This is a genomic window from Roseibium sp. M-1, assembly GCF_054515675.1.
In genome coordinates this window covers 542,582-557,417 of the sequence record NZ_CM137257.1, presented here as the reverse complement: position 1 = coordinate 557,417, position 14,836 = coordinate 542,582, and the positions used below count along the sequence as shown (strand labels likewise).

The 14,836-nt window shown below is 59.8% G+C and carries 8 protein-coding genes; 4 read left to right on the top strand and 4 right to left on the bottom strand.

Translation table 11 applies throughout. The annotated features are described in order from the left end of the window. Positions 1-13: 13 nt before the first annotated feature. The 4 genes from ACX3M4_RS02625 to ACX3M4_RS02610 form a co-directional block, all read right to left on the bottom strand. A complete protein-coding gene (locus ACX3M4_RS02625; protein WP_459357044.1) occupies positions 14-1,747 on the bottom strand; it encodes a capsular polysaccharide export protein, LipB/KpsS family in 1,734 nt (577 codons plus the stop codon). Beyond that, positions 1,744-3,066: a capsule biosynthesis protein gene (locus ACX3M4_RS02620; RefSeq protein WP_459357043.1), complete on the bottom strand. Its 1,323-nt coding sequence runs from the start codon at positions 3,064-3,066 to the stop codon at positions 1,744-1,746. Before ACX3M4_RS02620 ends, ACX3M4_RS02625 begins: the two co-directional genes overlap by 4 nt. Further along, entirely contained in the window at positions 3,050-4,381 is a 1,332-nt protein-coding gene (locus ACX3M4_RS02615; RefSeq protein WP_459357042.1) for a capsule biosynthesis protein, read from the bottom strand. The genes ACX3M4_RS02620 and ACX3M4_RS02615 overlap by 17 nt, the downstream gene beginning before the upstream one ends. A 93-nt stretch (positions 4,382-4,474) precedes the next feature. Further along, positions 4,475-5,605 (bottom strand): polysaccharide biosynthesis/export family protein, encoded by a 1,131-nt coding sequence (locus tag ACX3M4_RS02610; RefSeq protein ID WP_459357041.1) that lies wholly within the window; start codon positions 5,603-5,605, stop codon positions 4,475-4,477. A gap of 236 nt (positions 5,606-5,841) precedes the next feature. Here ACX3M4_RS02610 and ACX3M4_RS02605 point away from each other — a divergent pair, with 236 nt between their 5' ends. From ACX3M4_RS02605 to ACX3M4_RS02590, 4 genes are all read left to right on the top strand, one after another. After that, positions 5,842-7,038 (top strand): AGE family epimerase/isomerase, encoded by a 1,197-nt coding sequence (locus ACX3M4_RS02605; RefSeq protein ID WP_459357040.1) that lies wholly within the window; start codon positions 5,842-5,844, stop codon positions 7,036-7,038. Positions 7,039-7,154: 116 nt separating this feature from the next. Further along, positions 7,155-8,066 carry a bifunctional methylenetetrahydrofolate dehydrogenase/methenyltetrahydrofolate cyclohydrolase FolD gene (gene folD / locus ACX3M4_RS02600; RefSeq protein WP_459357039.1) on the top strand — a complete coding sequence of 304 codons (912 nt, stop codon included), beginning with the start codon at positions 7,155-7,157 and terminating at the stop codon, positions 8,064-8,066. A 222-nt stretch (positions 8,067-8,288) separates the two neighbouring features. Beyond that, a complete protein-coding gene (locus ACX3M4_RS02595) occupies positions 8,289-10,271 on the top strand; it encodes an autotransporter assembly complex protein TamA (protein ID WP_459357038.1) in 1,983 nt (660 codons plus the stop codon). A gap of 5 nt (positions 10,272-10,276) precedes the next feature. Beyond that, on the top strand, positions 10,277-14,626 hold the full coding sequence (locus ACX3M4_RS02590; RefSeq protein WP_459357037.1) for a translocation/assembly module TamB domain-containing protein: 4,350 nt from the start codon (positions 10,277-10,279) through the stop codon (positions 14,624-14,626). The last annotated feature ends 210 nt before the right edge of the window (positions 14,627-14,836 follow it).

Below are 14,836 nucleotides of genomic sequence, written 5' to 3'. Positions count from 1 at the left end.
TTTCCCATCTTGGTCAGAGTCCCAGCTTCCGCCCGAGCCATGAAGCCCGCCGTTTGATCGAAGTCACCAGCAGGTGCTTCCGGTCTTTTCGCTGCTCGGAGAGCCGATGGACCAGAAATTCCGGAGAACAGGGCAGCATCGAAACCGGGTCGATAGTTCGGGCATATTGCACCAGCGCCAGATAAACCAGTTCCGGCAGGCTGCGTCGACGTCCCCTGCCCGCGATCGCTGTCAGATCTTCGCTGAGACCCCATCCGGCATAAAACGGTGCCCCATGGACGGTTACCGCTTTTCCGCGCAAGAGGGCTTCGAAGCCGGAAAGCGACGAAAATGTCTCGACCGCATCGACCGCATCGATCAGGTCGATGATGTTGGCATCGCTCGCGTAAACATCAGCATATGCGTGTGCGGTCTCACGTGGAACGCTTCCTTTGCGCAGTCCCGTTTCGACATCCGGATGCGGCTTGAAGACCAGAAATGCGTCCGGATTACGTTCGCGCGCCAGACGCAGAAGGTCCAAATTGACGTTGGGCGTATGGGCGCAGTCGATTGTCTCCGATTTGGATTTCCGGATTGCGGCATCGTCGGCGACTTGCCCCGGAACCAGGATTTTCAGTCTGTCATTGGGAAAATCGAATCCACGCACCTTCCCAAAATTGTACTTACTGACCCTCGCCGCCGTAATCAGGTCGATGAGCCGCTGCCCGCGCGCACGTTCTTCATCCGTAACCTCATAGTTCTTCAAAAGGATCTCCAGCCTGCTCGGCCGTGACGGGTCGTAATAGATGCCGAGGTCATCGACGGCCAGCATCGCCCCCCGCGCAAGGCCCGCGCCAAGACCGACGGAGCGCAGAAAACCGTCCTCGATCCGAGCAAGCGGTATTTCCTTGTCTCTGCATTCAACTTCAAACGCTGTCTCAGTACGGCCTGCCCAGGACAGGATCCGGCCGCCGTCGTTCTGAGCTGCCGAAACGGTCTCCGGCCAGGTCTCGTGAAAAACCGTGGCTCCACCCATTCCTGAAAAAGTCGCGCCAATCGAAGGATGGTTCCAGTATTGCGCACCGTAACAATGAGACGGCACATCGTTTTCCTGCCACTGATCCCGGATTAGGGCATAGACCTCGATGGCTTCTGCGGCCGGGAGAGGTTTGCCGGTATAGGGCGAGAACCACGCGGTGCGCGTTGCCAGGAGCAGCGATTGCAGATCCTCAAAGGAGATATTTGCAGAAGAACATGCTTCCTGGACACGCTGCCAGAACGAACTCTTCGGCCGGTCTGCGGTCTTGCCTTGAAAAAAATCTGCAAGGTCTGTTCCTGCATCTCCTGGCACCGAAGCTTCTCCGGCCGAGGCGGGTTGCAGGCCCAAGGCGCGCCATCCGGCGACGGCAGTGCGGCTCTTCAGGTCAAGCCCTTCAGTCTGACGGAACAGGGAAACAAGCGCCCCTTCGGCTCCATCTTTTCCGCACAGCTGGTCTGAAACTGTTTCGCTGTCGAAAGGCACCAGAACCAGACTTGCAGGCACGCGGAGAGCAGTGCGCGGTGTCGGTCCTTCCAGCACCAGAAGCGGTACATGATCGGTTGAACGCTGGTCCAGCAACTGCGGCAAGGCACCCGGCCCCGCGGCCAGGTAGGAGCGGCCGGCGCTGACCTCCGGCAAATGCCCAGAAGAGAGCGCATCAAGGATCCGGACAGCAATCGGCCGTAGTGACGGATCCGCAAGCTTCACATTCACCCGCCGCGCCCTCATAATGGCACTCCAAGCTCTCGAGCCCGCTGAAGCCGCGGGGGTGGGTCGACGAATGCACCGAGCGGATTGAGGCAGCGCGCTGCTACACGGTCCGCAATGTTTCGCGCGGCAACATCCACCCCGTCCCTGTTGTGGATCGATCCACGGACTTGCGTCGTCGCCGCAAGAGCACGGATATAGGCATCCAGAAAGTCTGGGTCCGGTCCGGCAGGACCCAGCCAGAAGCTCGCGAGATCGCCCTGATGTGTCAGACCCTCGATGTCGTAGGAGGCTGGCACCAGGGTCTTGACCGGCAATCCCGCCTGCAGAGCTTCCAGTCCCGCGGTCGAGTTGAGCGTCACCACGCCGGCCGCCTTCTCGAAAGGTTTCGCGAGCCCGCCGCCGTCCAGAAAGTGTACCCTGCCGGTCATATCATACCGGGTGGCGAGGTCTGCCGCGATCACCGGCCAGGCTTCAAATCCGACGTCGAGCGGATGGCTCTTCAGAACAAGATGGGTGTCTCCCGGCGCTTGCTCTGACAATGACCGGAGAACGTCATCCAGTACCTGTGCAAAGCTCTGATAGGGAGAATGGCGGCGCAGTTGAAAGTCACCCTCGAGCTGCAACGGAAGAACGAAATAGCGTTTGCCTGTCGATTGCAGATCCTGGATCGTAAGTTCCGCTTCAGCGTTTCTCTGCTTCTGGCCAAGCAGACGAGCAGCACCGCGTAGATATTCCAGGACCGGCGGATAGATCGTATGGCGTTCGTAGTGAGGAAAAAGCGGCCTCAGTAGAACGTTGCTCAGATTGTAGATCACGTCGGGCGCCGTCTGCAGCCAGAAGGTCGAAGGGTAGAGCGGACTGAGATCCACGTCACCCGCCCTCAAGGCAATCTCGCGTATGGTTACAGGATCAGATGGAAAGTGGCTGAGCGTCGACAGGCCGTTGCGTTCAAGGGTCATCCAGCCGGGCCGCAGCGCTCCGAGCTCGGTAACGGCAACATAAATGCCAAGCACCCGTGCCTTCTCGATTGCGATGCGGTGATAGACCCTCTGATCCCCATGAAGTACCAGATCCGTTATCTGGTATTCGCGCAGAAACCCCTCGAAAAAATCCGGCCATTCCTGAGGAGTTCCCTTGAAGGCGAAACAGTCGCTGCCAGGCCAGTGAAGCCAGTCGCCTGCACAGAAGTTGATCCGGTGGACGGCGAAGCCTTCTGATTTGAGGACCTGACCGATTTTCCTGAAAAGCGGTGACAACGGTCCCTGGAGAAAAAGGACACGCCTGTCGCCGGGCAGAGGCGAACCCGGCGCTTTTCCAGAGTCAGCCACGCCAGACATGCGTCCACCGCTCGGTGCGTCCTCGTGTAGATATCTGTTCCGCAAACGTCGTCGAAATCCCTCGTTGCCTGGCCCTTTCAAGCCGTGGTGGGTAATCGCATAGTGCCTGCGGCAGGTTCACCGTGTCTGCGACCACGCGCTCGGCAATCTGGTCAGCTGCAGCTTCACGGCCCTCCCTGGTGTAGAAGCAGCCCTTCACTTGAATGGTTGCAGCCAGGAGACGTTCAAGTGCATCGAGCAGCGCTTCGTCCGGTCTGCTCCCGTGTCGCCAGAATTCATCCAGGGATTTCTGGCAGGTGAGACCCGGAATATCATAGAGCGCTATGCCAAGCACTTTGGTCGGGCAACCGGCCCGCAGAGAGTGAAGGCCGGTGGTGCTGTTGATCGTCAGCGATCCGGCGGCATGGGTCAGAAGAAGGTCAAGGTCTCCGCCATCGACAAGATGAACCCGTTTCTTGATGCCATATTTGCGCGCCGCAACGCGCAGGATCTTCGCCCACGGTTCCATTCCGTTGTCGAGTGGATGGACCTTGAAAACCAGAAGAGCCGCGGCGGGCGCGTTCTTTGCGAACGACCGCATGACCTCTTCAGCCGCCTCGGCAATATGGCCGTATTGGGAATTGTAGCGTAGCTGGTAGTCCGCTTGAAGCTGAAGCGGGAACACATAGTAGGGCAGGTTCGTCGAAATGATATTGTCGATGACGTGATAGGCCTGACGGTTGCGCCTCTTTGCCAGCAATATTCTTGGTATGTTGCTCAGATAGTCGATCAACGGATGATACAGCTTGTCACGCACATAGCCCGGATATGCGAGTGCGAAGACCACGTTGGCCATGTTGTATGTGACTTCGTTGACCGCTTCGTTGACGAAGGGAAAACGGTATTTCGGCTGCCGGTCAATTTCAGGAAGTGGAGCACCCACACGCCGGATGAGATCCGGATCATCCGGAAAACGAGAATGCGCTGACATGCCGACGTGTTCGAGCGTGATCCAGTCAGGCCGCAAATACCCGTTTTCGAAGGTCAGGCATGTGATCCCGAGTTCTGCCCCCACCTCGGCCGCCGCGACGTGATAGGGCATCCGGTCCGCGTAATAGATGATATGCGAGACCTTGTGTTCCAGGCAGTAGGCCTTGAGCCATACCGGCCAGTTTTCGAGACGGCCGCGGTAGGACACGCATCGCCGGTCGTGCCAGCCGAGCCAGTCGCCCATACACAAGTTTACACGACGGGTGGATGCTCCGAGACGTTCGAGACTGTCCGCAATTGTCCTGGCAAAGAGGCCAGGTGGTCCCTGCAGAAAGAGTACAACCATTGAGCCGTCTGAACCCATCGCAATCTGCCAATCCGCAGGCTTCGGCACCTTGGGCGCTTCGGGTAAGTCACCGCGTTCGTTTCAGACCAATCTTTAATCTGCAATTCTCTGTACGGTCGAGTAATTGCTGATCAACGGGGCAATGATTTGCAGGAATTTGCCGAGTTCCGCCGTCGGATGGTTCGAAACGTAAAGAATGTCCTTGTCCCGCATCTCGAAATGCTGCGAGAGGAAAAAGCCCTTGGGATCACGAAGGCTGAGCCTGTAGACCACAGGCACCCCTTCCTCGCCAACGATCTTGTGCGAAAGTTCGGGTTTCAGACCGCGAACAAGCGCCGCATCTTCGAAGCGGAACAGAAATACCCCATTTGCGTCTGCACGTTCGTCCCGGAGCCCGCCAACCGTCGCAAGAGCTTCCGCCATCGTGACGGTTTTCGTTTTGAACGGCACCAGCTGATTCGCTTTGACAGCTCCAAAAGCTGAAAATGTGCGAGGCCGGTGAGACAGCAGGATATTGTCGTAAGGCGCGACCAGAATATTGTTTTCCGGATAATCGATCAGGTCTTCAAGCCGGGTGGTGCCTGCCCGGTTGCCGCGTTTCAGCGTGACGACGGTTTCATATGTCGCTTCGCGAGCACCGCCAGCCTGCGCGACCAGGTCAAGCAGCCGCGTGTTGCGCAAGGGAAGCGGATAGACCCCGGGCTTGGCGACATCGCCAACCACTACGGCGGTCGAACTCAACTTGTCCTTAAGAGTGATGAGGACCTGTGGCTCTACGGCCTTGCCAACCAGCTTTTGCTGAACCGATTGACGCAGACCTTCGATACTCAACCCGGCAGCCCGAACACGTCCGGCATAGGGAATAAAGATATGGCCGCTTTCGTCCACCACGGACGGGATCTGACTTGAACCGCCTTCACCACCAGAGAACAAACCGTCCGGAGAGGCCTCCCAGATGGACACTGTCAGTGTATCGCCCACCCCCAGTAGCGTGGGAGAACCGCCGCTTCCGACACCTTGGAACTGGTTGGCAAAGGCCAAAGGCCGGTACTTCCTGATGATGTCGATATTCACCGGGTCCACTGTAACGACGGTGTAGTCACCGGCCTGGGCGTTGGTCTCGACGTCTTGAGAAGTAATATTTATCGCACCGGGACCGTCGCCCGGCAAAGCCGCGCATCCGAACAAAACCCCCGCAGTGACGAACACTGGCAAAAAACGCATTAGTACCCAATCCACCCAATAGCTGACAGTCTGGTACCATCCGACCCTCCGGATGTCCAAGACACATCGCCCATTCCCCACCGAGAAAGCTCCCGGCTGTGACTTTGCTGTAACAGTAAACCTGTTTTTCCTAGTGAATTGATTAATTTCCGTTTATCGACTTCAGTCTGAAGAGACGGCATCGTCGATCTGCCGTCCAACCAATCCTGTCCGAACCACGAGCACCGGGGGTCTGCATGAACACCGACAGCCGCAATGATGCGTTGCAATCCATTCGAATCTGCTCGTTGGAAATGACAGGATGGCTTGTTAACGAGGCACTGCCGCTCTGGTCCGAAGCCGGCTTCGTTCAAACCGACGGCTCCTGCTTTGATTCGATCGATTTGACATCCCTGCAAGGACTTTCCGGACCACGGCGAGCCCGCGTTGTGGCCAGGCAGATCTATTCCTTCCTGGAAGGAGCAAAACTCGGCTGGTCAGGGCCCGCGGCTGCCATCGCCGAGAGGCTCCATGCCTGGTACATCAGCACATATCTGACGGCGGACGGGCACTTTGCGGCCGCTGTCGACATGAACAACATCATCGCTGATCCGGAGTTCGATCTCTACAATCAGGCCTTTTCACTGTTTGGCTTTGCCACGATCGCAGCGTCCCTGCCTGATCACCAAGCGAGCGCCACCGAACAGGCGACGGCCCTGCTAAATCACCTTGTCGAGGTCTATGCACACGAGGAAGCAGGGTTCCGCGAAGCGGTTTCCGACAAGACGCCGCTCTGCTCGAACCCGCATATGCATCTCTTCGAAGCAAGCCTTGCCTGGGAGGAAGTCTCTCCAGACCCGGTCTGGCGGGACCTCGCCGATGAAATCGCTGAACTTGCCCTGACCCGTTTCATCGATCCGGTTTCAGGCGGGCTGCGCGAATTCTTCAATCTCGACTGGACGCCGTTCAGCGGCGACGGAGACAGGGGCAAAGGACGCGTCATGGAACCCGGTCACCAGTTTGAATGGGCGTGGCTCCTTGCCCGCTGGGGCCGCTCACGCGGCGATGCCGGAGCGCTGACGGCGGCCCGCAGGCTATACGATATCGCCTGGACCTACGGCATCGACGAGAACCGTGGCGTGACCTTCATGGCACTCAATGACGATTTCACCGTCCGCGACCCGATCGCGCGCCTTTGGGGCCAGACGGAATGGATCAAGGCGGCCATTGCGCTTGCCGAAATATCCACGGGCATCGAACGCGATGCCTATCTCAACGATATTCCCGATGCAGTTCAGGCTCTCAAGCTCTATCTGGAGGCTGCACCGGCCGGTCTTTGGCGTGACAAGATGGCTGCGGACGGCAGCCTCAAGGACGAACCCGCACCGGCCAGTTCGCTGTACCACATCGTCTGCGCGATATCAGAGCTGGATTCGTTCGCAAAAACGCTTTGACCGCCGGATGGCGAAACCAGAGCAGGAAAAGACGCAATCGGCCTTTTTCACCAGCGCCTCTCATTCTATAGCTTGACGCCGAATTCGCGACGGGATGGGACCAACGAGGAGGCCAGATGCCCCAGGCTCAAATCATTGATGGCAAGGCCATCGCAGACAGTGTCCGGCAGGAAATCACCGACCGGGCGGCAAAGCTGCTGGCAACCAGCGGCAAACGCCCCGGTCTTGCCGTTGTGCTGGTTGGCGAAGATCCGGCGAGCCAGGTCTATGTGCGCAACAAGGACCGTGCCGCCGAGGCTTGCGGGTTTCACTCCGTCAAGCACACGCTTTCCGCCGACACCAGCGAAGCCGACGTCCTGGCCCTGGTCGATCAGCTGAACAACGATCCGGACATTCATGGCATTCTGGTGCAGCTCCCCCTGCCCGGCCATATCGAGGAGAGCAAGGTGCTGCGCCTGATCCGTCCGGAAAAGGATGTCGACGGTTTCCATCCGGTCAATGTGGGTCTCCTGACCGCCGGCGAGCGCAACAGCGCTCTCGTGCCATGCACCCCTGCCGGCAGTCTCGTCCTCCTGAAACGGACACTTGGCGACACGCTCTCCGGAAAGAACGCCGTTGTGGTTGGCCGCTCCAACATTGTCGGCAAGCCAATGGCAAGTCTGCTTCTGCAGGAAAGCTGCACCGTGACGATCGCCCACAGCCGGACGAAAGACCTGCCGGACGTCGTACGGGCGGCAGACATCGTTGTTGCTGCTGTCGGCCGGCCGGAAATGATCCGCGGTGACTGGATCCGTCCGGGTGCAACGGTCATTGATGTTGGCATCAACCGCATTCCTGCGCCGGATCTCGGCGAAGGCAAATCCCGTCTTGTGGGTGACGTTGCCTTCAAGGAAGCTGTGGAAGTTGCCGGAGCGATCACGCCGGTGCCCGGCGGAGTGGGACCGATGACCATCGCCATGCTCATGGTCAACACGCTGACCGCAGCCCGCCGTCTCCTCGGTCTTCCTGAAGAAGACGCGCTGTTCTGAGGCGGTCTGTGAGCAGATCAAACCGCTGACTCTGCTCACGATGCCAAAGTTCCGGCGCAGCTTCTCTCTTGCACTCGCTTCGGTGCCATGGTCTATCGTGTTTGCATTCGTTTAACCATGGCACCGTAAGTTGGCTAACGTAGGGGCTGTAATGAAGTGGGCCGGATTGCGTCAGGATGAGCTTGGGCAATCGGGCTCTGCCAATCCGTCAGGCGGCAGTGAGTGAAGGGTCTACCGTCCTGGAATTCCGGTGTTCTCGCCGGAATGCGTTTCAGCGCATTGTCTTCGCTGGCGGCCCGAAAGGCGACCGGTGCCCTTTGTCGTGTCTCCCGCCCGGCTCTCGCCGGTATGGCCGGCCTTCTCCTTGTCGCGCAGTCGCCGCCTGCCTATTCGTTTGAAATCTTCGGCTGGAAATTCTTCGAATCCGAGAACGACCAGGCCGACGCGGTGCCTGATCCCCTGCCCTATGAGGCAGAGCTGTCCGTCTCAGGCGACACGGACGAACGCGTCAAGCAATTGAAGGAAGCCTCGCTGCTGATCCAGCAGCAGGGAACGCCTCCCTCCGGTGAAGCCGGCCTGATTGCGAGAGCCTTGTCGGATCGCGAAAGACTTGTCGCCCAACTTTATGCCGAAGGCCGCTATGGCGGCACCGTGGACATCACGCTTGCCGGCATTCCGCTTGAAACCGCCCTTGAACAGGCAGACCTGCCTGACAAACGTCCGGTCAAGGTTGCAATCTTCGTCAATCCTGGACCGGCTTTCACATTTGGCGATATTTCCGTCTCGGCCCAAGGCAGCGATCTGTCCACCGACCCGTCCTTCTGGGGGCTTGCAAAGGGTGATGTCGCCGCTTCCGGCAAGATCCTTTCTGCCGAAAAGCAGATGGTGACCGTGCTTCGCGGCCGCGGCTATCCCAAAGCCAGAATTGCCGAACGACGCATCACCGCAGATCACAGCACCAAGACATTGGACGTGACCCTTATTGCCGAGTCCGGAACGCAAGCCCGGTTCGGCACCGTTTCGGTCAAGGGCACCAAGGTCACCGATCCCGATTTCGTGGCGAAACAAGCCATGCTGCCGGAGGGCGGGATCTACTCGCCCGAGGACCTAGCACGCGCCCGCAAGCGGCTTAACGAACTTGGCATTTTCTCTTCCATCCGGCTGGTCGAAGGCGACATTGCCGGCCCGGACGGCACCATGCCCGTCACCATCGAAGTCAGCGAACGCAAGCGCCACGTGATCGGCGCCGGTGCCTCCTGGTCCAGCACGGAAGGCTTCGGCGTGGAGGCCTATTGGCGGCGGCGCAATCTTTTCGGACGCGGCGAACTCCTGTCCGTCGAAGGGTCGGTTGGACGCATCGGCAACGAGAGTGTCCTGGATATGGAATATTCCACCCGGATCGCTTTCGAAAAACCCGGCGTGTTCGGACCGCTGACGAGCTTTTCAACCAGCCTTGGCGCAAAGCAGGAGAACCCGGACGCCTACAAGAGCCGCTCGATCACCTTTGATGCCTACCTCAATCGTGAGTTTTCCGAACAGCTCAAGGGACGCATCGGCGGCGAAGTTTATTTTGCCCACGAGGAAGACGCGTTCGGGACGGGCGACTACCTGCTGGTGGGGCTGCCTGCCGGTCTGATCTACGACAACCGCGACGACAAGCTCAACCCGTCCAAGGGCATCTTTGCGGCACTCGTTGCGGAGCCGGCTTATGACGCTCTGAATTCCAATGCGATGGCCTTCACGCGAGGCACGGTGTCGAGCTACTACGCCCTCGACGAAGCCAAGCGCTTCATCCTGGCCGGCCGGGTCTCCGCCGGTTCCATCGTGGCGCCGTCTGTCGAATCGGTCCCGGCGAGCCGGCGCTTCATTGCCGGCGGCGGCGGCTCGATCCGCGGCTACGCCTATCGCAATGTCGGGCCGCGGGTGAATGGTGAAGTCACCGGCGGACGCTCTATCCTTGAACTGTCCGGCGAAGTGCGGGTCAAGGTGACCGAAACCATAGGCGTCGTCGGCTTCGTCGACGCCGGCAATGCCTATGAAGACAGCATTCCCGACTTTTCTGAGAGCCTGAAGGTGGGCGTCGGCGCCGGTCTGCGCTACTTTACTCCCATAGGACCGCTTCGTATCGATGCGGCCGTCCCGCTGGAACCGGGACCGGATGACCCGGATTTCGCCCTTTATGTCGGTTTGAGCCAGGCGTTTTAACGCAGATGCGTTTTATCAATCTTACTTTGCGGATCTTCGGATTCCTGATCGCAATCGCGGTCGCTGTTCCCGTGCTTGCGATCAGTGCGATGCAGGTGCCTGCCGGCCGCACTTTCGTCTCAAGTGTGGTCAGCTCCCTCGCCTCGTCCGAAGATCTGGCCGTCAAAATCGAAGGGCTTTATCTCAGTTTCGGTCTGAATGCCGCTGTGGATAGGGTCGAGCTTTCGGACAAAGTCGGCACCTGGCTGAGTGCCGAAACAATCGTTTTCGATTGGCATCCGCTTTCGATCCTGACAGGCGACATAAACGTATCCACTCTTTCTGCCGCACAGATTTCCCTTGATCGCCCACCTGCACCAGCCTCTGCGGCCACAGCGTCCGAAACGAATGCCGGGGAGAGCGAATCCAGTGGCCTTGCACTGCCGTTCAACGTCAAACTCGACAAGCTTTCACTGGGAGAGATCAATCTCGGCGAGCCCCTTCTTGGTGCGCCTATCTCGCTCACCGCCTCAGGGTCCGGTGACTTTGCCCTCGATCCCGCTCTGATCACGGTCGAACTCGACATTCATCGCATCGATGGTGTCGATGCCGGACTGACTGCGAGGGCGGAATTCGAACCCGCAGCAGAACGGCTAGCCTTCGACATCACCGCGTCGGAACCTCAAGGTGGTCTGGCCGCCAGGCTTCTCGACGTGCCAGACCTTCCTGCTCTGAAGCTAGATCTGAACGGCAATGGCCCGCTGACCGACTGGACTGCAAACCTGAAGCTTGCAGTCGATGGCAGGACGACGGTCACCGGGTCGGCCTGGTTGGTTGAAGTTTCCTCCGATCGGCACCTGACTTTCGATCTCGATGGAGACCTTGCTCCACTTGCGCCTCCCGCGGCACATGCATTCCTGCTCGGTACGACGAATGCTAAAGGCAAGGCTGTTTTTGCTGCAAACTTCTCCCCCCGGGCGGCGGATCTGGCACTCAAGACACAGACCGTAAATCTCGCCGCGACTGCCGAACTCGGCGCAGAGGCCGTCGATGTTTCTGCAGATCTATCTGTCGCTGCAGGCAACGATACCCTGATCGCGCTTGATCTGGGCGACCGGCGAGTGGCTTTTGGAGCCCTTTCCAGCGTCCTCAAGGTCAGCGGCCAACGTGCCGCCGCAAACTGGTCGGCAACCGCGAACCTGTCGTCCCTCCAGACTGCCGAATTGCGATCCGGTGCAATTCGGCTGACGGCAAGCGGCGATGGTGCAGACCTGTCGCCGGGTGCAATGACCGCGCCGTTCGCTTTGGCGCTGGCTGTCAGTGGACTGGAAGGCCTGACACCGCAACTGGAGCCCTTGAGCGGTCCGCTATCGCTAAAATCTAATGGTGTCGTTGACCTCGCCGCGCAAGCTGCCGAGGTAAAGGACTTGACCCTGACGACAGCCATTGCAAACCTTGCACTCTCCGATGCGGATGTCTCCGCGGATACCTTCAAAGGCCAGGGCCAATTGTCCCTTGCTGACCTGACGCGTCTGTCCGGTCTAGCCGGCCGGGAACTTGCCGGCAGCGTTTCCGGCACGTTTTCGGCCGACCTTGACGTCTCCACACTTTCCGGAACGGCAGAAACGGCACTCGTCACCCGTGACCTTCAGACCGGTGTAGCCCAGGCAGATGCACTGCTGACGGGCGAGACGCGGATTGACGCCGTGCTCGCCCTTGCAGGCGCAGACGATATCACGGTGAAGAGCCTTGCAATCGGGAACAAGGCGCTGGAAGTGAAAGGCGACGCCCGCTACCAGCAGGGCGAACTGACCTCGGATCTGACCGCTTCGCTGGCCGATCTTGCCAGGATCGACCCGCAGCTGGAAGGCAGCGTTGATCTGAGTGCTAGCACGTCCGGGCCCGTCGGTGCGCTACAGGTTCAGGCCGAAGCGTCCTCGGACAAGATCCTGCTTGCGGGAACGCCCTTGGAAAATCTCAAGTTCACCGCGGATGCGACTGCCGATCCGGCCGCGCCGACGGCCAAGATCATCAGCAGTGCCAGCCTCAACGGCCAGCCGATTGCCGTTGATGTGGACCTCACCAGTGCGGATGGCGGCGCCAGCATCGATCCGCTTTCTGTGAAGCTCGCAGGCAACACGGTCACCGGCACGGTGTCCTTGAGCGATCTCAACAATCCGGTCGAAACCCTGAGGGGCGATTTGCAGATCGACGCGCCCGATCTTGCGTCCCTGTCGCCCCTGCTTCTGACGGAAATCAGCGGTCGCATTGTCGGAACGGCAAAAGCCGATCCGGACAAGAAGCAACTTGCCCTGGATATCACCGGTAGCGATATTTCAGTCCCTTCGCTGACCCTGGGCAGTCTGAAACTGAAGGCCAACCTTGCTGCACCCTATGCGCCGGAAACCGTTTCGGCGGATATCGATCTCAGCGACATCCTGACGGATGCGACCCCGGTTCATGCTGTCAGTTTTCAGGCCCGGCCGGAAAATGGCGGCACGGCAGTGACCGCGGACGTGAAGCTGGACAAATCCGGCAAGGACGGACTGACGTTCAATGCCAATATCAGCGAACCGGACACCGGCACCTATGTGGTTGCTCTGGCCGAGCTTGCCATGCGTTACCAGGGGCTTTCCAGCCAGTTGAAGCAACCAACCAAGGTGACCTATGCCGCGGGAGAAGCCACGATCGAACCGCTGGAGCTGCAGCTCGGCAATGGCTCACTGGCACTTTCCGGCAAGGCCGGAACCACGCTCGATCTGTCCGCGGAACTGAATTCGGTCCCGCTGAACCTCGCCAACGCCTTTGCGCCATCGCTCGGACTTGGCGGCAGCCTCTCGGGCAAGATCTCGGCGGCCGGCAGCAGCTCGGCACCGGAAGCGAGCTGGACCATCAACGGCAACGGCCTCACCGCGGCGGAACTCCGCAACAACGGTCTGTCGGCCCTCTCCCTTGCAAGCACGGGCTCCCTGAAGAACAACCAGATCAACCAGACAACCAAGGTCAGCGATCCCAATGGTCTGAACCTGTCGGCCTCCGGCACGGTCGGGCTGCAGCAGCCCAATCAGCTCGCACTGACGCTCGACGGAACCGTGCCGACGGCTGCGCTGCGGCGGCCGATGCTTGAGGCGGGCCTGCGCGGTGAAGGCGCTATTGGGCTCAAGGGAAGTGTCGGCGGTTCCGCCACGGCACCGACCTATCAGATCACCGCGACGCCATCAGGCCTGAAGATCACCAGCCTGTCCACCGGGCTCACCGTGCAGAATGTGCGCGGCACCGCGTCCGTCTCGCAGGATCAGGCGTCCCTCAACGGCATTGCCGGCGATCTTGCGACCGGAGGAGCGCTTTCGGCTTCCGGCACAGTCGGCATGAAGGACGGCTTTCCCGCAGACCTTTCGCTCAAGCTGGACAAGGGCCGCTATGTCGACCCCGGCCTCGTGTCCGCCGAAGTCGATGCCGACCTGAAGGTGGCAGGCCCGCTCGCCTCGACGTCCTCGTCCGCGCTGATCAGCGGCACTGTGTCGATCAACAAGGCCGATGTCTCGATCCCTGAATATCTGCCGGGCGCCATTCCGCCTGTCGATGTGCGTCACGTCAATGCGCCGGCTGCCGTTCGGCAGCAGGTCGCGGATCTCGGTGGTGGGGCGGCAACGTCCCAGGCACAGCAGAGAAGTTTCCCGCCACGGCTGGACATTCTGCTACAGGCACCGGGACGGATCTTCATTCGCGGACGCGGCCTCGATGCGGAACTTCAGGGTCAGCTCAAGATCGTCGGAACGACAGCCTCCCCGCAGGCGATCGGTGCCTTCAACCTGAAGCGCGGTCAGCTCGATATCCTGACCCGGCGACTTCTTTTCTCGCGCGGCAACGCGACTTTCGAGGGATCGCTGACGCCGATCCTCGATTTTGCCGCCTCGACCACCGTCAGCGAGACGACCATCACCGTCAGCGTAAGCGGTGAAGCAGACGATCCGGACATTGCCTTCAGCTCTTCGCCGGAACTGCCCCAGGACGAGGTTCTTGCACTGCTCCTCTTCGGCAAGAGTGTCGGCAATCTCTCGCCGACGCAGGTTGCCCGCCTGGCGGCCGCCATCGCGACCCTCACTGGTGGCAGCGACAACGGCCCCCTGGCGCAAATCCGCAAGTCGCTCGGGCTGGATGCCATCGACATCAATACGGATGGCGACGACGGCCCGTCCGTCGCAGTCGGAAAATACATCAACGATAACATCTATGTCGGCGTCGAACAGGGCACCGGCTCGGGCTCGAGCCGGGTCAAGGTCGATATCGATCTTGACCGGGGTCTCAAGGTACGCGGTGAAGTCGGGGCAGATGGCTCTTCCAAGGCCGGTATCTTCTTCGAGCGGGAATATTAGGCCGGCTCTCGAGTTTCCACAAAACCCGTTATTTTTTACAGGCTGGGAATGCAGGTGCGCCCTTCCCCGACCTTATTGCGACAAATTGCCCGCCAGTGGTTGCGGTCCGCGTTGCCTTCATGCGAGGGTGCGCCCCATGACGAAAATCATGAGAAGAAACACTCCGTCCCATCCGGAGGAAACCGTTTATCCGGTGGCGGAGCCAGCCGG